Consider the following 23,865-nt stretch of genomic DNA (forward strand, 5'->3'; position numbering starts at 1 on the left):
CACAGGCTTATAGCCGCAGAGGAAACCACCAGCTGAGCTGGTGGTCATGATTTAGTAGAAAGGAAGAAAAATGAAACGAATGATTTTGGCATCCGGCTCTCCGAGACGGAAAGAATTGCTTCAGATGTTGGAGGTTCCTTTTGAGGTGCTTGTATCGGACACCAAAGAAGTAATCACAAAAAATGAGCCGGCAGAAGTGACGAAAGAATTGTCATATCAAAAAGCGATGGCAGTTGCCGGGCAGGTAGAAGAAGGAATCATTATTGGTGCGGATACGGTTGTTTCGATTGATGGAAAAATTCTTGGAAAACCGGCAGATAAAGAAGAAGCGAGAGAAATGATTTATAAATTACAGGGAAAAAGTCATATGGTGTATACCGGTGTTACGGTGATTGCAAAATCAGATGATATGGTATCTGCGTCATCATTTGCTGAGGGAACGAAGGTGAATGTAGCGCCGATGACAGAAAATGAGATTGAGGCTTATATTTCGACCGAAGAACCATATGATAAAGCCGGAGCATATGGCATTCAAGGCTTGTTTGGCAAGTTTATTGAAGGAATTGAGGGGGACTACTTCAATGTGGTTGGTCTTCCCGTTCACAGGCTGTATGAAGAATTAAAAAAATTTGATTAGTTACAAAAACAAAGGGAGGATTTTTTATGAATCAGGATATTTCAATTTGTGTTTTGACGGAGAATGAGATGGGCTGGACTGAACCATTTGAGTTAGACAAAGTACAGATTTTAGACAATTATTATTTGTCTGCTCAGAAGTCGGATATAGCTTTCTTAAAAAAAATGGATACTGCGCGCCTACTGGCTGGATTTCGAACGACAGCAGGGATTGATACAAAGGGTGTCAGACCGTATGGCGGATGGGAAGATAGTTTGCTTGGCGGTCATTGTGTCGGCCATTATCTTACGGCTCTTGCACAGGCGGTGAAGGTGACTGGTGATAAAGAACTGAAAGAAAAATCTCAGACGTTAATTGCCGGTTTGGAAGAATGTCAGAAGAAACTTGGCACCGGGTTCCTTTTTGGGGCAAAAGTGGAAGATAAAGAGGATGTTGAGAAGCAGTTTGATATTTTGGAGGGAAAGAAAAAGGGCGAGACGTGGGTTCCATGGTATAATATGCATAAGGTTCTTGCCGGTCTTGTAGATACTTATAAATATACGGGAAATGAAACAGCTCTTTTGGTTGCGGAAAAATTGGGTGACTGGATTTATGAGCGTGTGAGTAAATGGGATTTAAAAACGAATCAAAAGGTATTGGAGACGGAATATGGCGGCATGAATGATTGTTTGTATGAACTGTATTCCCACAGTCATAATAAGCACCATTTGGAGGCGGCGCAGAAATTTGATGAGAAAGCACTTTTTTTGATGGCTGCGAAAGGTGAAAAAAACTGCCTGGATGGAAAGCATGCGAATACCCAGATTCCTAAGTTTATCGGTGCGATTAAGCGATATAATGTGTTAAAACAGCTGGGGGAGGCAAAACAGGAAGATGAAGCATATCTTGTGGATGCTGAGAAATTTTTTGAAATGGTTGTCAAACGACATTCTTTTGTTACCGGCGGCATCAGTGTGATGGAGCATTTTCGGAAAGATTATCATTTGGATGAGATTCGTACGCAGACAAATTGTGAGAGCTGTTGTGCGCACAATATGTTAAAACTTGCAAAAGAGCTATTTAAGGCAACAAGGAAAAAGGAGTATGCCGATTATTATGAGACAACTTTGCGGAATGCGATTATGGGAGCGGTAAAAACGGAGAGTGGAGCAGCATCTTATTTTACGCCGATGGCAACCGGGTATTACAAAACGTTTGGTGAGGAGGAGCCTGAGAAGAATATGTTCTGGTGCTGTACCGGAAGTGGCATGGAGAATTTCACGAAACTGGGCGACAGTATTTATTTTCGTGCCAATGATACGCTGCTTGTAAATCAATATGTCGCTTCAAAAGTGACTTGGGAGGAAAAGAATCTTGTGCTTACACAGAAGTCGGATGTGACAAAATCAGAGGAGATTTCTTTTGTGTTAAATGCATTGCATGACAAAGAAATATCGGATGTGGCGATTGCGCTTCGGATCCCGGATTGGATGCATGGGGAAGCCACGATTTATGTAAATGGCGCGGAGAAAATGACAGCAGCCGGTAATAGCGAGTATGTTTTATTGGAGCGTAACTGGGAGGATGGTGATGTGATAATGGCAAAATATCCGATGTCAGTGGAGTCTGTTGGACTTTTGGATCAGGATGCCGTGTTTGCTTTTCGGTACGGACCGACGGTTCTGGCTGCAAAACTTGGAAAAGAAAAGATGGGAGAGGCGACATGGGCGGGAATTGACCTTACCGCACCTCTTTATAAGGTAGTAGGAAATGAGTGCCGGAAAGACACAATTGCGTATGGTGAACCAAAAACGACAGAACTGCTTGATAATGAAACGCTGACGATTCAAAAAGAGACCTCTGTGAATGAGTTTGTCAGTCATATAGAACGTTATCTAGTACGTGATACGGAAAGCGAAACCTTGTCGTTTCATCTGAAAGGAACGGATGCTGATACGACATTTGAAAATGGACTACAGTTTGTTCCGTTTAATACACTAAATGATGAGCGGTATGGTATTTATTGGTATTTTGATACTGAGAAAAATAACGATAAGGAATGAAAAAAACTTCTTGACATGCAGGCAGTTATTCAGTATAATAGCACTTGTGTTTAAGAAGTGCGCGAGTGGCTCAGTTGGTAGAGCACAACCTTGCCAAGGTTGGGGCCGCGGGTTCGAGTCCCGTCTCGCGCTTTCATATTAAAAAAAGAGTGACTCTAAAAAGGAGCCACTCTTTTTTTTGTGAAAATTCCACAGAAAATGGTTGAACTCTACATCAAAAGTGTGTATAATATAAATATATCATGTGTATAAATTACACATAGAATGAGGATTGGAGGGCTGATAGATGAAAAAACGGGTCAATATTACGTTAGAAGATAAAGTGATTCAGAGAATTGACCAGTACGCAGATGAGCATTATACCAGCCGTTCCGGTGCAATTACGATGTTGATTGTGGAGGCTACGGAGGAGCCAAAACAAAAGAAATAATGGGATACTTTGGGTTAATTGTTCAGAAAAACGGAGGATATTGTGAAAGTTACGATGGATTACGTGGTGGGAAATACCGCCATACAAATTGTGAATACGGGGAAAAAAGTAAAAATTGTTGACGTGGAAAAACAGAAGCAGAAAAGAAAGTTTATTAAACAGTGGATTATTGCAAGTGCAGCATCCCTTGTTTTGATTCTAAGTTGTTTCCAAATTGTTCGTATGGAAAATCAGGAAGTGCTTTTGAATAAACAAGTGTATAAACTGGCGTCTCAGATTGATGTATTAGAAAAAGAAAATTTAGCACTGAAAAAGCAGGAAGCAGACGTGACAATTTCATATGATGATTTGTTTGCGCGTGCAAAGTCATTAGGCATGAAATTTCCTACGAATTGTCAGGTTCAGACCTACACGGTAGAGAAGAGTACAGCAGTGCGTTTATATGGTGAAAAAAACCATAAATTGGGTAAATAAAAATTTTTTTGAAAAATTTAAAAATAATGCTTGCATTCCGAAAAGGATTCATGTATAATATCGCTTGTGGTTGTGATTGGGCTATCGCCAAATGGTAAGGCACTGGACTCTGACTCCAGCATTTCAAGGTTCGAATCCTTGTAGCCCAGCTTGAAGAGCTCTGATACATATGTGTCAGAGCTCATTTGTTGTATATCGATTGAAAATCAGCGGATGGATAGCATATCCATGACAGAATGGAGGATTTTATGAGTGATTCACAGAGACAGGAAATCGAGAAAAGACGTACTTTTGCGATTATTTCCCACCCGGATGCCGGAAAGACGACATTGACGGAGAAATTTCTTTTATATGGAGGAGCAATTAATCTAGCTGGTTCGGTAAAAGGAAGAAAAGCGGCGAAACATGCGGTTTCTGACTGGATGGAAATTGAAAAGGAAAGAGGTATTTCGGTAACAAGTTCGGTTCTGCAGTTTAATTATGATGGTTTTTGCATCAATATTCTGGATACACCGGGACATCAGGATTTCTCGGAAGATACTTACCGTACGTTGATGGCAGCAGATTCAGCCGTGATGGTAATTGACGGCTCTAAAGGTGTTGAGGCACAGACGATTAAGTTATTTAAGGTTTGTGTCATGCGCGGGATTCCAATTTTTACGTTTATTAACAAGATGGACCGTGAGGCGATGGATCCGTTTGAATTGATTGACCAGATTGAGAATGTGCTTGGTATCCGCACTTGTCCGGTGAACTGGCCGATTGGTTCCGGAAAGAACTTTAAAGGTGTGTATGACCGTAACACAAAGACCATTTCCCGATTTATTGCGGGGGACAATGGACATAAAGTAGAGATGGTAGAGGCAAGTCTTGGGGATGCCGGTTTGGATGATTTGATTACGAAAGAATACCACGATATTTTAGTTGATGAAATTGAATTGCTGGATGGAGCAAGCGATGCCTTTGATTTGGAAAAGGTTCGTGCCGGACAGCTTTCGCCGGTATTTTTTGGTTCGGCACTGACAAACTTTGGTGTAGAAACCTTTTTGCAGCATTTCCTGGATATGACAACATCTCCGCTGCCTCGTACATCCGGTGGCGAGGTGGTAGACCCATTCTCGGATGAATTTTCGGCATTTGTATTTAAGATTCAGGCAAATATGAATAAGGCCCATCGTGACCGAATTGCTTTTATGCGTATCTGCTCCGGTAAGTTTGAGGCAGGCATGGAAGTTATGCATGTGCAGGGTGGCAAAAAGATTCGTCTTGCACAGCCACAGCAGATGATGGCACAAGAGAGAAAACATGTCGAGGAGGCATATGCCGGTGATATTATCGGCGTTTTTGACCCGGGTATTTTCTCGATTGGAGATACATTGTATAAAGGAAAAACGCCGGTTCGCTTTGAAGGAATCCCAACATTTGCACCGGAGCATTTTGCAAGAGTCCGTCAGGTGGATACGATGAAGCGTAAACAGTTTATGAAAGGAATTTCACAGATTGCACAGGAAGGTGCGATTCAGATTTTTCAGGAATTTAATACCGGCATGGAAGAGATTATTGTGGGTGTTGTAGGCGTCCTGCAGTTTGAGGTGCTTCAGTACCGTTTGGAAAATGAGTATAATGTAGAAATCCGTATGGAACAGCTTCCGTATGAGCATGTACGCTGGATTGAAAATAAGGATATCGATGTAGCGGCACTTTCGGTTACGTCCGATACAAAGAAGGTAAAAGATCTGCATGACAGACCACTCCTTTTGTTTACCCATCCGTGGAGTGTTCAGACGGCGCTTGACCGAAATGAAGGGTTACAGTTAAGTGAATTTGGTGCGACAGAAGAATAGAATAAAAAAGGCGTTGGAATCATAGTTGATCTCGAACGCCTTTTTCTATATTACTTATCAATTGTATTTATTGGAAAAGATTTAAGTCAATGGCATTTGCCATCACCTGATAGCCATTATAAGGATGGATGCCATCATCTTTGTTTGTATATTTGGCTAATAAATTTTGCGGATTTGCCGGATCGGCAACGGCATTTTCAAAATCAATGATGCCATCTACGCCAGACTCGGATGAACGCATCCACTGATTGATAAGTTGTCTTACTTTTTCTGAATTTTCACTATAAAAACTGCTTGTGCCAAAAGGAAGGATTGGTGCACCATAAACTTTGATGTTGTTTTTATGACAAGTTTCAATCATCTTTTGATATTCCGGCAAAAGCAAATTGTATTTGTCCGTATTTTGAAGCTTATCCAAATCATTGACGCCAAATAAAATTATACAGTAAGCAACACCGTCGTGTTCTAATAAATCACGGTTGAATCGGTTTTTTCCCGCATCCGTTGGATACGAGCCGAGAATGGAATTTGAACCAATTCCCTCGTTTATAACAGATACATTTTCGGTTCCTTTATTTGCTTTTAACCGTTTGGCAAAGTAATCTCCCCAGCGAGTGTAGGAATCTGGTTTTTTGCCCAAGTAGGTGGCATCGGTGCCATAGCCATCGGTAATGGAATCACCAAAACAGACAACCGCTTTACTTCCATTTGCAGAGAGAAGAGATGCGTCTGCTAAAAAGAACCAGCTGGTTGTTTTCTTATAATTACTAAAAGTATTGGCTGAAACTTGATTACCGGAGACCTGGTAGGTTGTAGCACGGGCACCGCGGTGTCCGGTAATGTTTGTGGTCGGCGTTTCACCAAAAAAAGTGGAAATGGCTACATTTTCCAGTGCTTCTACGGGAAAATCAATAGCGTCAGTTTGAATTACCTTTCCTTTTGGAATAATAAAATTTTCTTTTCCTTCGAATGTTACGGTGGCATCTGTATCGGTGTTGATTTCAGGATTCGATGCCTTCACCTGCTTCGCTATGTGCATTGATTTAATCGTGACATCCCTTCCGCCATATTGGTTGCTTAAGCGGAAACGGATTTTACTTCCGGTTGTAGTTACTTTAATAACCTGTCTTACTGTAGAATCTTCTAAAGCAATTTGAGGCATTGCGTTGGATGTAACATCGCATTTTTCTTCTGCTGTACCCCAGGTAGTAACCCATGTCGGGGTAGGAGTGGCGGTTGGCACTGGAGTCAGTGTTATAGCGGGAGCCCTGTTTGGTGCCTGCGAAGGCGAAGCCGTACTGGATGGGACAGCCACATTTTTTTGTGGTGTAGCTTTTTTTGCAGCAAGAACTGTGATGCGGCAGGTAAGTTTACGGATTTTTTTCCCATGTTTGTAACGTGCAAGAAGTGTTGTCTTTCCCTTTTTTACTCCTTGAATAACAGCATATGGTTTTCCGGTTTTCTTTTGTTTTACAATTTTCGCAATTTTTTTGTTCCCTAATTTCCATGTAACTTTTGTTTTCTTTGCAATTTTTTTGATTGAAACCTTTGCTTTCTTTCCGGTATAAACCGAAACTTTTGTTTTGCTAAGTGCTGGCTTTTTTGCTGCATTAGCGGTAGTACCCGGAACTGTTTGTGACAGAGTGCTCATAAAAAGAGCCGTCAACAACAGAGGGGTGTAAATTTTTCGCTTCATAAATGCGATACCTCCATTTTTTTTCTTCATTGTACAATACCAATAAAGAATGTCAACGGCTCAGAGAACAATGCACCAATATATTCAATATTTATGCCATTTTATGCAAATATATCCGTATTATTTAATGTTTAATTTTTTTGCTGTAATCAGGTAAGTCAGTAAATAGAAGATGACTCCCAAAGCTCCATACAGGAGGCAGAACAGCAAAAGGACAACATGGACGGAGTCAATCACATCAGGGAATATCAGGACAAATGGGATTGCTAATAACGAAATAACAATCTGTAATCCCTGAGAAAGTCCAAGATAAGCGCCAATGCTTAATGCGATGCGGTGTGTCTGTACTAATTGTCCAATCATGATGGAAAGATACATCATTAAAATTGAAAACGAGAGGCTGATTAACATAAAAATCCCCAGTAAAATCAGTGCACTAAAATTACTCAAGTTAATTGTCTGCAAAACGAATCCAATGCCATGAATGATTTCTGACAGCGTAATTGGTGTAGCGATTAACACAACGATAAGTATAGAAATCAATGCAATTCCACAGGCGAGGATATACCACACAAAGGAAACCAGCCATTTGGCAAATAAAAGCTGGCCTGTTTTGGCGGGAAGGGTAAATGTTAAGTATGCTTCTTGGGAAGTCATGGTCTTATAAAAGCGTATGGCAATTAATACCTGAGTTACAATGAGCAGGCCAAACAGCAGCAGACAGTAACCTATGATGCCGCTTCCAAATACAAGAGAAAGAGCATCGGCTGTATTTTCATCATACGGTTGTGAGCCCAAAGACATCATCAAGCTGAAAATAGGTGTTAAAACAACGATGAATCCAAACATTGGAATAAATAAACGCATCGTATCTTTAAATTCGTGTTTAATTAATTTTTTTAGCATCGGAACACCTCCCGGAATAATGTATCGACCGACTTGCCCTGCTGTTCGCGGATATCATCTACGGATGACTGCAGGCGAATCTGGCCGTCCTGCAGGAAAATGACATCATCTAAAATGCTCTCAACATCAGAAATCAGATGTGTGGAAAGAAGCACAGAGGCATTTTCACTGTAGTTCGAAATAATCGTCTGTAATATGTAATCTCTGGTTGCCGGATCGACACCCCCGATAGGTTCATCCAGACAGTACAGATTTGCATTCCGGCTCATAGTCAGAATCAACTGGACTTTTTCCTGTGTTCCTTTCGACATATGTTTCAAACGCATATTTTCAACGATGTCTAATCGTTTTAACATTTCCTCGGCTTTGTTTTTGTCAAAATCTGCAAAAAAATCATTGTAATAGGAAAATAAGTCTGATATTTTCATCCATTTTGGGAAAATTGTCTGGTCCGGCAGATAGGAAATGTGCTGCTTAGTAATAACACCGGGATGCTCCCCTCCAATAAAAAGTTCGCCGGAACTTGGTGTGAGCAAACCATTTATTAATTTCAAAAAAGTGGTTTTTCCGCTTCCGTTTGGACCTAAAAGCCCAACTATTTTTCCGCATTCAATCGTTACATTTACATCTCGTAATGCCGGTTTAGGACCGAAATTTTTGCAGATGTGTTTTGATTCTAATAAAATCATAAATCCTCCTTCCTTTGCTTGCGCAGGCAGGCAATGCATTCTTCTTTTGAAAATCCTAATTTTGCAAGAGCCTGATAACAGTTTTCTACAATGCCGTCCGCTAATTCATCACGCATGGACCCAATCAGTGATGCATCACTTGTTACGGTTCGCCCATTTGTCCGGCTGCCAATCAAAAGCCCCTCCTGTTCAAGAGCTGCGAGTGCTTTCTGCATCGTATTTGGATTTACCGCAGCCTCAGTGGCAAGTTCCCTTACCGAGGGAAAACGCTCACCGGGGCGGTAGTGACCGGACAGAATCTGTAACTTAATCTGTTCTACCAATTGTATATATATGGGACGTTCCTTTGATAAATTCCAGGACATAGAAAACCTCCTTTCCATATATTAACTTAATAATTGTATCGCTGTATTAAGTGCGTAATACAATAATACAGCGGATGGATGAATATGTCAAGAGATGTTTGACATTTTGTGCTTCTGTTTTTTCTCGATAAATTATGAAGACACAAAAGTTGTACAAACAATCCCATAATTTTCAGAGAACTTACTTATTAGTTTTTGACAAAGGAGAAGATTATGCCAAATGTTCATTGCCGGTCTCTTTGGATTCCAGTAATTCCGTAGAAAAACTTTGTGACTTGTGGGTTTGAGTACGTCGGTATGTGGCGCTGGTAGTTTCAGTGCCCATACCGTTACGCACTCAATGAGCGAGAGCGCCCACGAGACACAAAATTTTTCTACGGAATTACTGAAACTAAAAAAAGTGGCAACGAACACTTGACACAAACTCGACATTTTTCGTCCTTTACTTTTCTTTTTTTTAGTGATAGAATAAAAACACGAATGAATAAATTTAAGGAGGACATTACAAAAATGGCTAGAGCAAAACAATCCATGGATGGTAATACCGCTGCAGCACACGTGGCATATGCCTATACAGAAGTAGCTGGTATCTATCCTATTACACCTTCGAGCCCGATGGCTGATTCCGTTGATCAGTGGTCAGCAGCAGGACAGAAGAACATTTTTGGCAGCAAAGTAAAAGTTGTTGAGATGGAATCTGAGGCCGGCGCCGCTGGTACTGTACACGGTTCTCTTGCAACAGGAGCTTTGACAACGACATTTACGGCTTCTCAGGGTCTTCTTCTTATGATCCCGAATATGTATAAAATCGCTGGTGAGATGTTGCCAAGTGTATTCCACGTATCCGCACGTACGGTGTCTACACATGCTTTGAATATTTTTGGTGATCATAGTGATGTATACGCTTGTCGTCAGACTGGTTTCGCTATGCTTGCTGAGACAAATCCACAGGAAGTTATGGACTTGAGTCCGGTTGCCCATTTGGCAGCATTGGAAGGAAAAGTTCCATTCATTAACTTCTTCGATGGTTTCCGTACTTCCCATGAGATTCAGAAGATTGAGAAATGGGATTACGAAGATTTGAAAGAAATGTGCCCAATGGATGCTGTTGAAGCATTCCGTAAACATGCATTGAATCCGGAGCACCCAACTGCACGTGGTTCTCACGAGAATGGAGACGTATTCTTCCAGCATCGTGAAGCATGTAACAAGGCTTATGATGCACTTCCTGCTGTTGTAGAGAAGTACATGAACAAAGTAAATGAAAAACTCGGTACCGATTACGGTTTGTTTAACTACTATGGTGCACCGGATGCTGACCGCGTAATCATCGCTATGGGATCCATCTGTGACGTAGCAGAAGAAGTAATTGATTACTTGACAGCAAAGGGCGAGAAAGTTGGTCTTGTAAAAGTTCGTTTGTATCGTCCATGGTCTCCGGAAGCAATTCTTAAGGTGATTCCTAAGACTGCTAAGAAGATTGCTGTACTTGACCGTACAAAAGAGCCTGGTGCTCTTGGTGATCCGTTGTATCTGGATGTTGCAGCTACTCTTCGTGAGGCAGGTTTGAATGATATCATTCTTACCGGCGGACGTTATGGTCTTGGTTCCAAAGATACACCACCATCATCTGTATTCGCTGTATACAAAGAACTGGAGAAAGACGATCCAAAACCTCGTTTCACAATCGGTATTGTGGATGACGTAACAAATTTGAGTCTTCCGGAAGTGAAACCGGCTCCAATTACTTCTGCACCGGGAACAAAAGAGTGCAAGTTCTGGGGACTTGGTGGAGATGGTACTGTAGGTGCTAACAAAAACTCAACAAAGATTATCGGTGACCACACAGATAAATTTATCCAGGCATACTTCCAGTATGACTCAAAGAAAACAGGTGGTGTAACAATTTCCCATCTTCGTTTTGGTGATAATCCGATTAAGAGTCCTTACTACATCAACCAGGCTGACTTCGTAGCATGTCATAACCCGGCTTATGTAACACAGGGTATGAAGATGGCTCAGGATGTAAAACCGGGCGGTGTATTCATGATTAACTGCCAGTGGTCTGATGAAGAACTCGGACATCACTTGAACGCTGAAGCTAAGAAATATATTGCAGACAACAACATTCAGCTTTACACAATCAACGCGATTGATAAAGCAATTGAAATTGGTATGGGTAAACGTACTAACACAATTTTGCAGTCTGCATTCTTCAAACTTGCTGATGTAATGCCAATTGATGATGCGATTAAGTTCATGAAAGAAGCAGCTAAGAAATCTTACTCCAAAAAAGGTGATGCTGTCGTAGAAATGAACTACAAAGCAATCGATTGTGGTGTTGACGCAATTCATAAAGTAGAAGTACCTGAATCTTGGAAGAATCCGGAAGCAGATGCTCCTGCAAAAGAGAAGACCGGACGTCCGGAAGTTGTTAAGATGGTAAATGACCTTCTTGAGCCAATTTCTAAGATGGATGGTGACAGCCTTCCAGTATCTGCATTCGCAGGTAACCCGGATGGTCAGTTTGAGACTGGTGCTTCCGCATATGAGAAACGTGGTACAGCTGTTATGGTTCCTGTATGGAATCCGGATACATGTATCCAGTGTAACAACTGTGCATTTGTATGTTCTCACGCTACAATTCGTCCATTCCTCCTTTCTGAGGATGAGGTGAAAGCAGCACCTTCAAACATCAAACTTGCTGATACAAAGCCAAAAGCCGGCGAATATAAATTTGCAATGAGCGTATCTCCTCTGGATTGTATGGGATGTGGCGAGTGTATTACCGTATGTCCGAAAGCTGCTGATGAAGCCATCAAGATGGTACCTCAGGAGTCTCAGGCAGACGAGCAGCCGGTATTTGATTACTTGGTAGCTAACGTTGGTAAGAAAGACAGCGGATTTGCTGATACAACTCCAAAGGGAAGCCAGTTCAACCAGCCACTTCTCGAGTTCTCCGGAAGTTGTGCAGGATGTGCTGAGACATCTTATGCAAGACTTGTTACACAGCTCTTTGGTGAGCATATGTACATTTCAAATGCAACAGGATGTTCTTCTATCTGGGGTAACCCGGCAGCAACATCACCATATACAGTAAACAAAGATTCCAAGAAGGGACCGGCTTGGTCTAACTCCCTGTTCGAGGATAACGCAGAGCATGGTCTTGGAATGCACATTGGACAGAAATATCTTCGTGACCAGGCAATTGAATTGGTAGAAGAGATTGCTGCTTCCGATAAAGCATCGGCTGAATTTAAAGCTGCTGCTGCTAAATTCATTGAGACAAAAGATAATACAAGAGAGAACTCACCTGCTGCAGAAGCATTGATTGCTGAACTTGAAAAAGCTGCAAATGCAGGATGTGAGAAATCCAAAGAAGTTCTTGCTAAGAAAGATTACCTTGCTAAGAAGTCCGTATGGATCTTCGGTGGTGACGGTTGGGCATATGATATCGGATTTGGTGGTCTGGATCATGTACTTGCATCCGGCGAGAACGTAAACGTAATGGTATTCGATACGGAGATGTACTCCAATACTGGTGGTCAGGCATCCAAAGCTTCCAATATCGGTGAAGTTTGTCAGTTTGCTGCTGCCGGTAAAGAGATTGGCAAGAAGAGCCTTGCTGAAATCGCTATGAGTTATGGCTATGTATATGTAGCACAGATTGCACTTGGTGCTAATCCTGCTCAGGCTGTAAAAGCAATTGCTGAGGCAGAAGCTTATAACGGACCATCCCTGATTATCGGTTATGCTCCATGTGAGCTCCACGGTATCGCTAAGGGTGGTATGAACCACTGCCAGGATGAGATGAAGAAAGCTGTTAAGGCTGGATACTGGAATCTGTTCTCCTTCAACCCTGAGTTGAAAGCAGAAGGAAAGAATCCATTCACTCTGACATCCAAAGAGGGAGATGGTTCTTATCAGGACTTCTTGAACAACGAGGCTCGTTATACTCGTCTGATCAAGCCATTCCCAGAGCGTGCAGAAAGACTCTTCAAAGAGTCCGAAGAAGCAGCAAAAGCTCGTTTCGAGCATTTGCAGAAGCTTGTTGAGCTTTACAAATAAGAATTTGAAATTTTCTGTTTATCGAAAATTTTTGAAAAAGGGGACCATCTCAACAGATGGTCTCCTTTTTACATAAAAAGTATGATTCAAAAAAAAGGGGAAACAATAAAAAAGTGAAAAAGTGACACATTATTTTGATATATTAGGGGCTATCAAGGATTAACTGAAAGGACGAGAGAAAATGAAAAGAAAATGGAAATTATGGATGATAGCATTTGTATTATTTGTTATGACAGATATAATGATGCAGAGCAATCGAGCAGAGGCAAAAAAAAGAACATTTACGGTGAGTTCCAAAACGATACCATGTAGTTCATCTTATCGGCAGAAACCGTATTATAATAAAAAAACAAAACAGTATTATATGATAAACTCCTATATGAGGCGTTTGTCGACAACAGGCGGAACGCTGAAATTAAAAAAAGGAACATATAAAATTCCAGGTACAATTTATGTACCGTCTAATGTTAAAATTGTCTGTGCAAATGGTGTTAAAATCAAAAAAACAAAAGCAACAGGAACAAAGAAAGTAAAATCAACAAAATTTTTGTTCCAAATGATTTCAGAGGAAAAGGCATCGGGGAAACAAAATACAGGAAAATATGCGGCATCAAAAAATGCATCCATTCAGGGAAATGGGAAAGTGATTTTTGATATGGGAAATGTGAATGGAGCAACGGCGGTTTTTGTTGGTCATGCATCCGGTATTACTGTGAGTGGTGTGAGATTTCGAAACAAAAAAGGCGGCAGTTATATTTGGATTGAAGGTTCTAAAAATATTTCTGTCCGGCAATGTGTCTTTGAACGAAAAAAAGATGTGTCCGGTTTGAAAAATCGAATGGCTGTAAGGCTTGAAACAAGCAATCAGACAACATCGGATTTTTCTGGTAAATGGTACAAAAAAGACAATACTGTGAACAAAAAAGTAAAGATTGAGAACAATCAATTTCTGGGGGCGGATGTTGGCATCGGTACGACGAAATCGGTTGTATTAGAAAAAAATAAGCAAACAAAAGAATATTATCAGAAAAGCATTACCATTGCAGCAAACACATTTACAAATACCAAAAAGGCTCCGATATATGCTGTCTTGTGGAAGAAGCCGACAATAAAAAAGAATGTAGTGAAAAGAAATGGGGCGGAGAAACGTGCCAGTGCGGGAATGTTTGGGTTTGGAGTAGAAGAACCATCCTTTACTGCAAATCAAATTAGCGGGTGTTCTTATGCTGTGAAATTTGATAGAGCAAAAAATAGTGGGAAAGGGAAAAAATTTCCTTCCGTTATGTCTGTGATAGGAGTAACTGCGGCGAATAAAATAGCGGCTACAAAAGTAGATGATTTGAGCCATTATTATGTGCCAAATGAAACGGCGAGAATTCTTTATTTTCGCAATAGAACGGAAAAAAATTTTACGATTACGACAGCTACAGAACCGTATCAGGAAAAATACACGGATGCCTCTGATTATACAAAGCGGAAAGTGTATTATACACTTATGTCTTATATGGAACAGCTTGAGTATGCCGGTGGTGGAACAATTACTGTCAAGGCCGGCAATTATGAGGTAACTAATAATATCTGTATTCCATCCAATGTGACGATACGGATGGAAAATGGGGTGACATTTACGAAAAAAGGAACGACAGCAACCGATATTTGTTATGCCAAATCTATTTTTACCATTGTGCCGCCATCAAAAGATGGTACGGTTAAGACAATTTCCGGTTACAATGGTTCACATGATGTGAAAATTATAGGAACGGGAATGGTTCGCATGAATTGTGCGAATGTGAAAAACTGTATGGCACTTGTTATGGGGCATGCAAGAAATATAACAATCGAGGGCATTACATTTCAAAATGAATATGGTTCGCATTTTATGGAATTAAATTCTTCTTGCAATGTAACGATTGAAAAGTGTACATTTGAAGGATTCAAGGTGTTGGATAAAAAAAGTTACAAGGAATGCATCAATGTGGATGGCACCGATTTGAATACTGACGGATTTAATTATGATTGGTCGGCTCATGATAAGACAATTTGTAAAAATATTTTAATACAGAACACTACCTTTAAAAATATTGGAACTGCGATTGGTAGTCATACGTATTCTGCGAACGGCCAGACACAGCTTTATCATGAAAATGTTAGAATTTTAAATAATACATTTGACGGTACCTATAATGCAGCAATTCGTGCATTAAATTGGAAAGATACCGTGATTTCAGGAAATTCATTTTTACGGCTTCAGGCATTAGAAGATGGCGTGTTAAATGCAAATGGAAATCAAACAAAATACGTGGCACTTCTTTTGCGAGGTGTGGTAAATCCAACGGTGACTGGAAATGTATTTGAGGATTGTAAGTATTATCCGATTCGTGTTGTGATGCGTGATTCAGCTACCGTTGACGGAGCTGTGAAAGCGGGATATGGTGACACGATATCTTCTGTCTCGGATGCAAATTGGAGTGCGATGCAGAAAAATACAGTAACAAACGTTGCGGAAAAATATCAAAAAATTGTTGTGCGCGAAAATAATGACCAGTCAGACTCAGATGCAGAGAAAAAAGCGTTTTTGCAGTAATTGACAAGCCGGCGGTGTTACGCTATAATTAAATGATGTTAAATTCGTAGGAGGTAAGACCATGGCTGAAACAAAGAAAAACATTTTGACGTATGAAGGTTTGAAAGCGTTAGAGGACGAACTTCATGAATTGAAGGTAAATCGTCGGCGTGAGGTTGCTCAGAAAATCAAAGAAGCACGTGAGCAGGGTGACTTGTCCGAGAACGCAGAATATGATGCAGCGAAAGAAGAACAGCGCGACATCGAGCTTCGTATTGAAGAGATTGATAAAATTTTGAAAAATGCAGAGGTTGTTGATGACAATGACGGCGATTCGAGCGTAATCAATGTTGGCTGTACAGTAACCATCAAAGATTTGGAATTTAATGAAGAAATGGAATATAAAATTGTGGGTTCCACTGAGGCAGATAGTTTGAAAGGTAAAATTTCAAATGAGTCACCGGTTGGTAAAGCTTTGATTGGCGCACAGAAAGGTGAGACAGTAGAGGTAGAGACACCTGCTGGTATCATTAAGTACGAAATTTTGGATTTTCGTAAGAACTAGAAGAAATAGAGAAGTGAGGATTAAAAAGTGGCAGAAGATATTAATCAGTTGTTAAAAGTTAGAAGAGAGAAATTGCAGAATCTTCAGGAGGCGGGAAAAGATCCTTTCAAAATCACAAAATGTGATGTAACCCATCACTCCATGGAGATTAAAAATAACTATGATGAATTAGAAGGAAAGACTGTGACAATTGCAGGACGTATGATGTTTAAGCGTGTCATGGGAAAAGCTTCTTTTTGTAATACGAGAGATTTAGAGGGTGATATCCAGGCTTATGTGGCAAGAGATAACATCGGCGAAGATTCCTATAAGGATTTCAAAAAATACGATGTGGGTGACCTTCTTTGCATTACCGGTGAAGTGTTCAAAACAAAAACCGGTGAAATTTCGATTCATGCATCGAATGTTACATTGCTGTCAAAGAGTCTGCAGATTCTTCCTGAGAAATTCCATGGTTTGACTGATACAGATGTACGTTATCGTCAGCGTTATGTGGATTTGATTATGAATGCGGAAGTAAAGGATACGTTTATTAAACGTTCCCGTATCATCAGCACCATTCGTAAATATCTTGATGGCGAAGGATTTATGGAAGTGGAGACCCCGATGCTTGTGGCTAATGCCGGCGGTGCAGCAGCACGTCCCTTTGAGACACATTTTAATGCACTTGATGAGGATTTTAAACTCCGCATTTCCCTTGAATTATATTTGAAACGCCTGATTGTCGGCGGAATGGAAAAGGTTTATGAGATTGGCCGTGTATTCCGTAACGAGGGACTTGACACCAGACATAACCCGGAATTTACTTTGATGGAATTGTATCAGGCATACACCGATTACCACGGCATGATGGATTTGACAGAAAATCTGTACCGCTATGTGGCACAGGAAGTTCTGGGCACAACAAAGATTACTTATAACGGAATTGAGATGGACCTTGGCAAGCCGTTTGAGCGCTTGACGATGGTGGATGCCGTTAAGAAATACGCAGACGTTGATTTCAACGAGATTTCCACATTGGAAGAGGCACAGGCAATTGCTAAAGAAAAAGGCATTGAATTTGAGCCACATCATAAAAAAGGTGATATCTTGAATCTCTTCTTCGAAGAGTTCGTTGAGGAGCATTTGATTCAGCCAACCTTTATCATGGATCATCCGATTGAGATTTCTCCATTGACAAAGAAAAAGCCGGATAATCCGGATTATGTAGAGCGTTTTGAGTTCTTCATGAATGGCTGGGAGATGGCAAATGCGTACTCCGAGTTAAATGATCCGATTGACCAGCGCGAGCGTTTCAAAGCACAGGAAGAACTTCTTGCACTTGGTGATGAGGAAGCAAATACAACAGACGAAGATTTCTTGAACGCACTTGAAATCGGCATGCCGCCAACCGGAGGAATCGGTTTTGGTATTGACCGTATGTGTATGTTACTTACGGACAGCGCAGCGATTCGTGATGTGCTGTTGTTCCCGACGATGAAGCCTGTAGGTGCATCAAAATCTGCTAACAAGCCGGTTGCTGAACCTAAGGAAGAAAAGATTGACTTCTCTAAGGTAGAGGTTGAACCACTATTTAAGGATTTTGTTGATTTTGATACATTCAGTAAGTCTGACTTTAGAGCAGTAAAGGTTAAGGAATGTACAGCAGTTCCTAAGTCAAAGAAACTTCTACAGTTTACTCTTGATGACGGTACAGGTACTGACAGAACCATTTTAAGCGGTATTCATAGCTTTTATGAGCCGGAAGAACTGGTTGGAAAGACTCTTATTGCTATCACAAATCTTCCACCGAGAGCTATGATGGGCATTGACTCTTGTGGTATGCTTCTCAGTGCTATCCACAAAGAAGAAGGCGAAGAAAAGCTTCATCTTCTGATGGTAGATGACCACATTCCGGCAGGTGCAAAGCTCTATTAAGATGATGTAAAGATGTACCGTTTTACCAAATAGACGGGACGTACTTCATTTGATAAAAAATGAAAAAACAGCGATTTACATCAAACTTATTACATCATTTGATGCAGAAATCGGTGCAAACAAGAAAAAATCGCATAATTAGTGCAATGAGTGGGCAATTCCAATCGGAGTTGCCCATTTTCAAAACAAACAGAAATACAAATCGGAATTTGATGAGGAAAATTATTTATATAATCTACCGTCTATGGTCTGAAAACGACCACCTATCGAGAATCGGTGGAAATCAATTCTCGATTTTCTTATACTGTAACCGTAACAAAGAGGAGGTGAGCAAATGCAAATTGAAATCAAGTTAGATGAGAACTGCAAGGAACCCAAAATCATCGTTGTGACAAACAAAATGACCGACGAAATCAATGAAATCATGAAAAGGCTTTCAGACGAGCAGCCGAAAATGATTGCCGGATTCAAAGATGATATTGTCGAAGTGTTGGAGCCGTTTGATATTTACCGCATTTTTGCTGCATCGGGCAAAGTGTTTGCCGAAACAAATCACGGTGAGTACACGCTCCGTCTGCGGCTTTACGAAATGGAGCAGCGGCTGGACAGCAACTTTTTTGTCCGAATATCAAACTCGGATATTATCAATCTGAGAAAAGTCAAGGGTTTTGATTTAAGCTTTGCAGGAACAATTTGTGTCACGCTTTCAAATGGGACGGTTACTTATGTTTCAAGGCGTTTTGTCGCCAAGATCAAACAATTATTAGGAATATGAGGTGGTAAAAATGAAAAAAAAGATGATTCAGCGTGGGCTTCTCGGATTCCCTCTCGGCATTGCTATCGGTTTTGTAATAACTGTGATTATATCAATGTGCATAGGAGATGGTTCGTTCTATCCTGTCAACCCTGAGCTGATTGATACAATGAAAAATGAATTAAACGCAGTTATTCTTCAAACAATTCTCTGCGGAATTTTGGGTACAGGCTTTGCAATGGCTTCCGTTATTTGGGAAATTGATTCGTGGAGCCTTGCAAAGCAAAGCGGAATTTACTTTTCCATTGCCTGTGTTACGATGTTTCCGATTGCCTATATTACGAATTGGATGAAGCATAATGCCATTGGTATTCTTTCATATGTAGGAATATTCGTTGCAATTTTCGTCATCACTTGGCTCGTTCAATATTTTGTATGGAAACGCAAAGTGAAAAGAATGAATGACGGAGTTCGGAAGAGTAATAACGCAAAATGAGCATAACCTTCACAACGGCAACTTCAGGCTTATCGGATATGAAAATCTTTGTGTTCAACCGCTTTTGCAACACTTTTTTCAAAAACGTGTTTTCGGGCAGATGAAATAGTCCCCCTTGGCTTGCAACTAAACCTAAAAATCGCATAATTTTTAAGGCTTTTGCCCTGTTTTGGGCAGAAGCCTTTTTGCATATTTAATAAGATTTTCTTCTTCGTGTAATATTAAATGTGTCGGCTGTAAAATTAACAAAAATTTAATTGGATTTTCGTTGAAACATATAACACCTTACAATATAATAAAAGCAAATATATAGCTTATAAAGGAGGTTTCTTAATGACGAAAAAAATAACCGCAATATTCTTGGCATTGTGCATGGCAATTTCCGTTTTGCCGATGACCATTCAGGCGGCATCAAAGCCCGATATTAAAGTTGGCGACTATGTTAAAATGGGCACGTATAACAATGCCTCAATTCTTTGGCGATGTGTAAGCATTGACAATAACGGACCGCTTATGCTTGCAGACAAAATTGTTGACACCCTTGCATATGATGCCAAAACAAATGACAACAGCAATTCAAAATCACACAGCAGAAGCTATAAGCGTGATGATTACGGTTCTAACTATTGGAAAGACAGCAATATGCGTTCTTGGTTAAATTCGACCGCAGCTGAAGGCAAAGTCGATTGGCTTTGCGGCAACCCTCCGAAAGACGGATATGTAAGCGGTGTGGGAGCGTACAACGAAAAAGCGGGTTTTCTCAACGCTTTTTCAAAATCTGAAATTGCGGCAATGAAAACCGTTACCCAGCGTTCTCTCGTTTCTCATCCCGAATACAACAAGGGCATAGTTGATGGAGACGCAAATTCGGATTTGTTATACTACACCGATATTTCGGAAGCGGTGGCAAACTACGACAGTTCATATTTTGAAACTACAACCGAAAAGGTTTTTCTTCTTGATGTAAAGCAGGCTAATGCCGTGTGGAAAAATCTCAAAGGTTATTATGTTGCGTATAATAATGACGGTATGGCTTGGCCTTATTGGCTTCGCACTCCTGTTACCGATTGCAATCACGATATGCGTTATATCAGTTCATCGGGTCAGGTCAGTCGTTATGCTCCGTGGTATTCCGATTTGGGCGTAAGACCTGCATTTTATCTCGATTCCGAATATTTTGTTACAACTTCCGGCAGCGGCTCACAAAGCAGTCCTTATATCGGCTCTGCTCCAAATAAGCAAGAGGATGATTATACAATTTCGGAACCTGCCGAGGACGCAAATCCCGATTGGAATGTCAGCACCGAGCAAAGCATTCAGCTCACCCTCGGCCCGTGGTATTCAAATGACGGAAAATATTCTAATCCTACCATCCCTGTTTATACCATCCAAAAAACACGCAGCGACACGGAAAATATGGTTGTTGTCGTTTGCGGCGAGGGATACACAAAAAGTCAGCAGGGCAAATTCATCAATGATGTCAAACGACTTTGGCAGGACGCTATGAAATATGAACCGTATCGCAGTTATGCCGACAGATTCAATGTTTACGCTCTTTGCACAGCTTCCGAATCGACTTTTGACAATGGTGGAAGCACCTTCTTTGATGTTATAGTCGACAAATATAATTCGCCTGTTATTTCTAATAATCTCCACGGAAGTCAGTGGAAAAATCATATTTTTGAGAGATGTATCGGTCCTGAATTTATCGAGAAAATTCACGATGCTCATATCAAAAAAAAGTGTGATCCAAACACAATTCCGTCCGGTTCGGAATATGAGCCTTATTATTATGTTCACGATTATATTGCTCAGTTCGCTATGGTTGTAAACACAAAATCAGATTTCGGCGGTGCTTATAATAACCGTGAATACGGCTTCCATTATTTCATTTCGCCATCAGACAGTTATCGTGCGTCAAAAACTTTTGCACACGAGTTTGGACACGGTTTGCTCGGTCTCGGTGATGAATACAGTAACGGATATTTGCTTGACGATAAGGAACTTAAATCACTCAATCTTTCCTCGGTTGAAGACCCGGAAAAGATAAAATGGCGACAGCTTTTAGGTTTTAGAAACACATATACCTGCCGCAATGCTTACGGCTCAAAAATGCTTGTTTCAAGTTATGAGTGCATAATGAGAGACACAAACTATCAATTCTGTGAGGTTTGCCGTTTGCAGGGCTTCAAGCGAATGTCTCAGCTTGTTAAGGATGTAGACCTTTATGTTGCAACTCCCGAGGTTAAGGAATATACGGGCGCTTATTCAAAGCCGTCTGATTTTACCGACCTTGAAACAAGTTCATATTATAATTACACATATAATCGCAATGACCGACTTTTGAGCGGCAACAGCAAAAGCAGATTTAATACTAATATGAACGGTAAAAAAATCGAGCTTAGAACTGTTATTCAAAACATTTCAGATAAAAATGCACGACAATTAAAATTCAAAATGTGGATTAAGCACTCCGACGGAAGCGTTGCGACCGATTCATCGGGAAATCCGCTTCAAACAGTACAAACCTTTGACATTCCTGTTTGGAATGATAAGGCAAATTTCTGGCCGCTCGGTGCTTTGGATCACATCAAAAGCGACTTTAATTCAGGCTTAAAGAGTTGCTCGCTTATTTATCAAATTCCGTCTGATGCACAGCTTAAGAGCGGCGATACCGTGGCATTTCAGGTGCTTGATGAAAACGGAAATGTGCTTGCAGACGACAATACGGAAACACAGCGCTACACAACCGTTTCAATTCAGTATAAATTTGAGGACGGCTCTGAAATTCCAAACACTGCCGGAGGAACATTTACCGTGCCATACGGCACAAAGCTTGATTTAACACCGGCAAAAACACTTTATGATTATGAATTTATAAAGGTTGACGGCTTGAATAAGCCTATTGTTTCGGACGGAACGGTTGTTACATATTATTACAAAAATAAAAACGAAGAACACACTCACAATCTGACTTTGGTTGCTGCGAAAGCTGCCACCTGCACTACTGCGGGCAATTCCGCATACTACACCTGCGATGGCTGTGACAAGTGGTTCGCAGATGCAACAGGATCGGTAGAAATTACCGATAAAACCAGTGTGAAGATTCCGGCTCTCGGACATACCGCAGGCACAGAATGGAAGTCTGATGATACTAACCACTGGCATGAATGTTCTCGTTGCCACGACAAAAAGGACGAAGCGGCTCACGATTACGGTTCTGACAATGTTTGCGACACCTGCGGATATTACAAAACTGTACCGCACACTCACAATCTGACTTTGGTTGCTGCGAAAGCTGCCACCTGCACAGAGGGCGGTAAGGAAGCATACTACAAGTGCGAAGGTTGTGGCAAGTTCTATGAAGATGTACTCGGTACAAAGGAAATAACCGACCTTGCATCTTGGGGCAATATTGCTAAGATTGCCCACACCACAAAGCAAACCGTAACAAAGGCAACCCCAACAGCAAACGGCAAGATAGTAAATTACTGTTCGGTATGTAAGAAAACTCTTTCAACAACAGTAATTCCAAAGGCATCAAGCATAAAGCTTAAAGCAACATCATTAACATATAACGGAAAGGTTAGAACACCTAAGGTTATTGTTAAGGACAGAACAGGAAAGACACTTGTTAAGAATACTGACTATACTGTGTCTTATGCAAAAGGCAGAAAGTATGTTGGCAAGTACGCAGTAAAGATTACCTTTAAGGGTAAATACAGCGGAACAAAGACGCTTTATTTCACAATCAAGCCAAAGGCAACAAGTATTTCCTCACTTAAAGCAGGTTCAAAGAAGTTTACAGTAAAGTGGAAGAAGCAGGCTACACAGACAACAGGCTATCAGGTACAGTACAGTGCCTCAAGTAAATTCAGCAAGGCTAAGACCGTAACAGTAGGCAAGAATACAACAGTATCAAAGAAAATTTCAAAGCTTTCGGGCAAGAAAAAGTATTATGTAAGAGTTCGCACCTATAAGACAGTTAAGATTAACGGCAAATCCATAAGGATTTATTCAGGCTGGTCAAAAGCTAAGACTGTTACAACAAAGAAATAAAAACTATACCGTAACCTTTGATTCTGCCGGTGGCTCTGCAGTAACGACTCAGACTATCGAAGAAGGTCAGAAGGCAACCAAACCTGCCGCTCCTACCAAGTCTGACGATACCACCAAGCCTTCGGATGATGTTCAGAATCCGCAGACCGGCGACAACAGTATGAGTGGCTGTGGATCGCTCTGCTGTTCGTCAGCGGCTTCGGAGTTGTGACAACTACTGTTTATACTAAAAAAGAAAATCTGTGAAATAACAGATAGCTAACCATTTAAGGATGGCGGTAGCGGAGCTTCCGCTGCCGCCTTTTCCTTGTATTGGCAATAAAAATAAACCACCTGCTATGCAGGTGTGTTCCCAAACAG

16 protein-coding genes and 2 tRNA genes are annotated in these 23,865 nt (G+C 40.9%); 14 read left to right on the forward strand and 4 right to left on the reverse strand.

Annotation, left to right across the window (positions count from 1 at the left end):
* Positions 1 to 70 precede the first annotated feature (70 nt).
* The 7 genes from DW019_RS13990 to DW019_RS14020 all read left to right on the forward strand — a co-directional run bounded on the left by DW019_RS13990 (position 71) and on the right by DW019_RS14020 (position 5,427).
* Entirely contained in the window at positions 71 to 637 is a 567-nt protein-coding gene (locus DW019_RS13990; RefSeq protein ID WP_117477924.1) for a Maf family protein, read from the forward strand.
* 26 nt (positions 638 to 663) lie between these two features.
* On the forward strand, positions 664 to 2,679 hold the full coding sequence (locus DW019_RS13995) for a beta-L-arabinofuranosidase domain-containing protein (RefSeq protein ID WP_118443972.1): 2,016 nt from the start codon (positions 664 to 666) through the stop codon (positions 2,677 to 2,679).
* A 59-nt stretch (positions 2,680 to 2,738) separates the two neighbouring features.
* A tRNA-Gly gene (locus tag DW019_RS14000) sits at positions 2,739 to 2,811 on the forward strand.
* Between the two features lie 154 nt (positions 2,812 to 2,965).
* A complete protein-coding gene (locus tag DW019_RS14005) occupies positions 2,966 to 3,109 on the forward strand; it encodes a DUF6364 family protein (RefSeq protein WP_022377879.1) in 144 nt (47 codons plus the stop codon).
* A 42-nt stretch (positions 3,110 to 3,151) separates the two neighbouring features.
* Positions 3,152 to 3,583 carry a hypothetical protein gene (locus DW019_RS14010; protein WP_118443973.1) on the forward strand — a complete coding sequence of 144 codons (432 nt, stop codon included), beginning with the start codon at positions 3,152 to 3,154 and terminating at the stop codon, positions 3,581 to 3,583.
* A 77-nt stretch (positions 3,584 to 3,660) separates the two neighbouring features.
* A tRNA-Gln gene (locus DW019_RS14015) sits at positions 3,661 to 3,732 on the forward strand.
* A gap of 99 nt (positions 3,733 to 3,831) precedes the next feature.
* Positions 3,832 to 5,427 (forward strand): peptide chain release factor 3, encoded by a 1,596-nt coding sequence (locus DW019_RS14020; RefSeq protein WP_022377877.1) that lies wholly within the window; start codon positions 3,832 to 3,834, stop codon positions 5,425 to 5,427.
* A gap of 67 nt (positions 5,428 to 5,494) precedes the next feature.
* Here DW019_RS14020 and DW019_RS14025 read toward each other — a convergent pair whose 3' ends face one another.
* From DW019_RS14025 to DW019_RS14040, 4 genes are all read right to left on the reverse strand, one after another.
* Complete coding sequence (locus DW019_RS14025; protein WP_181974911.1) at positions 5,495 to 7,123, reverse strand: GDSL-type esterase/lipase family protein; 1,629 nt, start codon at positions 7,121 to 7,123, stop codon at positions 5,495 to 5,497.
* Between the two features lie 120 nt (positions 7,124 to 7,243).
* A complete protein-coding gene (locus DW019_RS14030) occupies positions 7,244 to 8,029 on the reverse strand; it encodes a hypothetical protein (RefSeq protein ID WP_118443974.1) in 786 nt (261 codons plus the stop codon).
* Positions 8,023 to 8,718 carry an ABC transporter ATP-binding protein gene (locus DW019_RS14035; protein WP_118443975.1) on the reverse strand — a complete coding sequence of 232 codons (696 nt, stop codon included), beginning with the start codon at positions 8,716 to 8,718 and terminating at the stop codon, positions 8,023 to 8,025. The genes DW019_RS14030 and DW019_RS14035 overlap by 7 nt, the downstream gene beginning before the upstream one ends.
* The gene (locus DW019_RS14040; RefSeq protein ID WP_022377873.1) at positions 8,715 to 9,083 is read right to left on the reverse strand and encodes a GntR family transcriptional regulator; all 369 of its coding nucleotides are present in this window, start codon (positions 9,081 to 9,083) and stop codon (positions 8,715 to 8,717) included. Before DW019_RS14040 ends, DW019_RS14035 begins: the two co-directional genes overlap by 4 nt.
* A gap of 510 nt (positions 9,084 to 9,593) precedes the next feature.
* Between DW019_RS14040 and nifJ the strand changes: the two genes are divergently transcribed.
* The 7 genes from nifJ (at position 9,594) to DW019_RS14085 (ending at position 23,505) form a co-directional block, all read left to right on the forward strand.
* A complete protein-coding gene (gene nifJ, locus DW019_RS14045) occupies positions 9,594 to 13,151 on the forward strand; it encodes a pyruvate:ferredoxin (flavodoxin) oxidoreductase (protein ID WP_022377872.1) in 3,558 nt (1,185 codons plus the stop codon).
* A 181-nt stretch (positions 13,152 to 13,332) separates the two neighbouring features.
* The gene (locus tag DW019_RS14050) at positions 13,333 to 15,735 is read left to right on the forward strand and encodes a right-handed parallel beta-helix repeat-containing protein (RefSeq protein WP_118443976.1); all 2,403 of its coding nucleotides are present in this window, start codon (positions 13,333 to 13,335) and stop codon (positions 15,733 to 15,735) included.
* Between the two features lie 61 nt (positions 15,736 to 15,796).
* The gene (gene greA / locus DW019_RS14055) at positions 15,797 to 16,279 is read left to right on the forward strand and encodes a transcription elongation factor GreA (RefSeq protein WP_117477933.1); all 483 of its coding nucleotides are present in this window, start codon (positions 15,797 to 15,799) and stop codon (positions 16,277 to 16,279) included.
* A gap of 27 nt (positions 16,280 to 16,306) precedes the next feature.
* Complete coding sequence (gene lysS / locus DW019_RS14060) at positions 16,307 to 18,196, forward strand: lysine--tRNA ligase (RefSeq protein WP_118443977.1); 1,890 nt, start codon at positions 16,307 to 16,309, stop codon at positions 18,194 to 18,196.
* Between the two features lie 334 nt (positions 18,197 to 18,530).
* A complete protein-coding gene (locus tag DW019_RS14070; RefSeq protein WP_002610304.1) occupies positions 18,531 to 18,971 on the forward strand; it encodes a LytTR family DNA-binding domain-containing protein in 441 nt (146 codons plus the stop codon).
* Positions 18,972 to 18,981: 10 nt separating this feature from the next.
* Complete coding sequence (locus tag DW019_RS14075) at positions 18,982 to 19,446, forward strand: DUF3021 domain-containing protein (protein ID WP_019162974.1); 465 nt, start codon at positions 18,982 to 18,984, stop codon at positions 19,444 to 19,446.
* A gap of 333 nt (positions 19,447 to 19,779) precedes the next feature.
* Positions 19,780 to 23,505: a M64 family metallopeptidase gene (locus tag DW019_RS14085; protein ID WP_118443978.1), complete on the forward strand. Its 3,726-nt coding sequence runs from the start codon at positions 19,780 to 19,782 to the stop codon at positions 23,503 to 23,505.
* The last annotated feature ends 360 nt before the right edge of the window (positions 23,506 to 23,865 follow it).

The sequence above is a fragment of the Clostridium sp. AF37-5 genome, assembly GCF_003477605.1.
Taxonomy (GTDB): domain Bacteria; phylum Bacillota; class Clostridia; order Lachnospirales; family Lachnospiraceae; genus Eubacterium_F.

What these genes read in the sequence shown, in the direction of transcription:
- DW019_RS13990 (WP_117477924.1), top strand. Translation starts at nt 71, where the DNA reads ATGAAACGAATGATTTTGGCATCCGGCTCTCCGAGACGGAAAGAATTG.
- DW019_RS13995 (WP_118443972.1), top strand. Translation starts at nt 664, where the DNA reads ATGAATCAGGATATTTCAATTTGTGTTTTGACGGAGAATGAGATGGGC.
- DW019_RS14005 (WP_022377879.1), top strand. Translation starts at nt 2,966, where the DNA reads ATGAAAAAACGGGTCAATATTACGTTAGAAGATAAAGTGATTCAGAGA.
- DW019_RS14020 (WP_022377877.1), top strand. Translation starts at nt 3,832, where the DNA reads ATGAGTGATTCACAGAGACAGGAAATCGAGAAAAGACGTACTTTTGCG.
- DW019_RS14025 (WP_181974911.1), bottom strand. Translation starts at nt 7,123, where the DNA reads ATGAAGCGAAAAATTTACACCCCTCTGTTGTTGACGGCTCTTTTTATG.
- DW019_RS14030 (WP_118443974.1), bottom strand. Translation starts at nt 8,029, where the DNA reads ATGCTAAAAAAATTAATTAAACACGAATTTAAAGATACGATGCGTTTA.
- DW019_RS14035 (WP_118443975.1), bottom strand. Translation starts at nt 8,718, where the DNA reads ATGATTTTATTAGAATCAAAACACATCTGCAAAAATTTCGGTCCTAAA.
- DW019_RS14040 (WP_022377873.1), bottom strand. Translation starts at nt 9,083, where the DNA reads ATGTCCTGGAATTTATCAAAGGAACGTCCCATATATATACAATTGGTA.
- nifJ (WP_022377872.1), top strand. Translation starts at nt 9,594, where the DNA reads ATGGCTAGAGCAAAACAATCCATGGATGGTAATACCGCTGCAGCACAC.
- DW019_RS14050 (WP_118443976.1), top strand. Translation starts at nt 13,333, where the DNA reads ATGAAAAGAAAATGGAAATTATGGATGATAGCATTTGTATTATTTGTT.
- greA (WP_117477933.1), top strand. Translation starts at nt 15,797, where the DNA reads ATGGCTGAAACAAAGAAAAACATTTTGACGTATGAAGGTTTGAAAGCG.
- DW019_RS14070 (WP_002610304.1), top strand. Translation starts at nt 18,531, where the DNA reads ATGCAAATTGAAATCAAGTTAGATGAGAACTGCAAGGAACCCAAAATC.
- DW019_RS14075 (WP_019162974.1), top strand. Translation starts at nt 18,982, where the DNA reads ATGAAAAAAAAGATGATTCAGCGTGGGCTTCTCGGATTCCCTCTCGGC.
- DW019_RS14085 (WP_118443978.1), top strand. Translation starts at nt 19,780, where the DNA reads ATGACGAAAAAAATAACCGCAATATTCTTGGCATTGTGCATGGCAATT.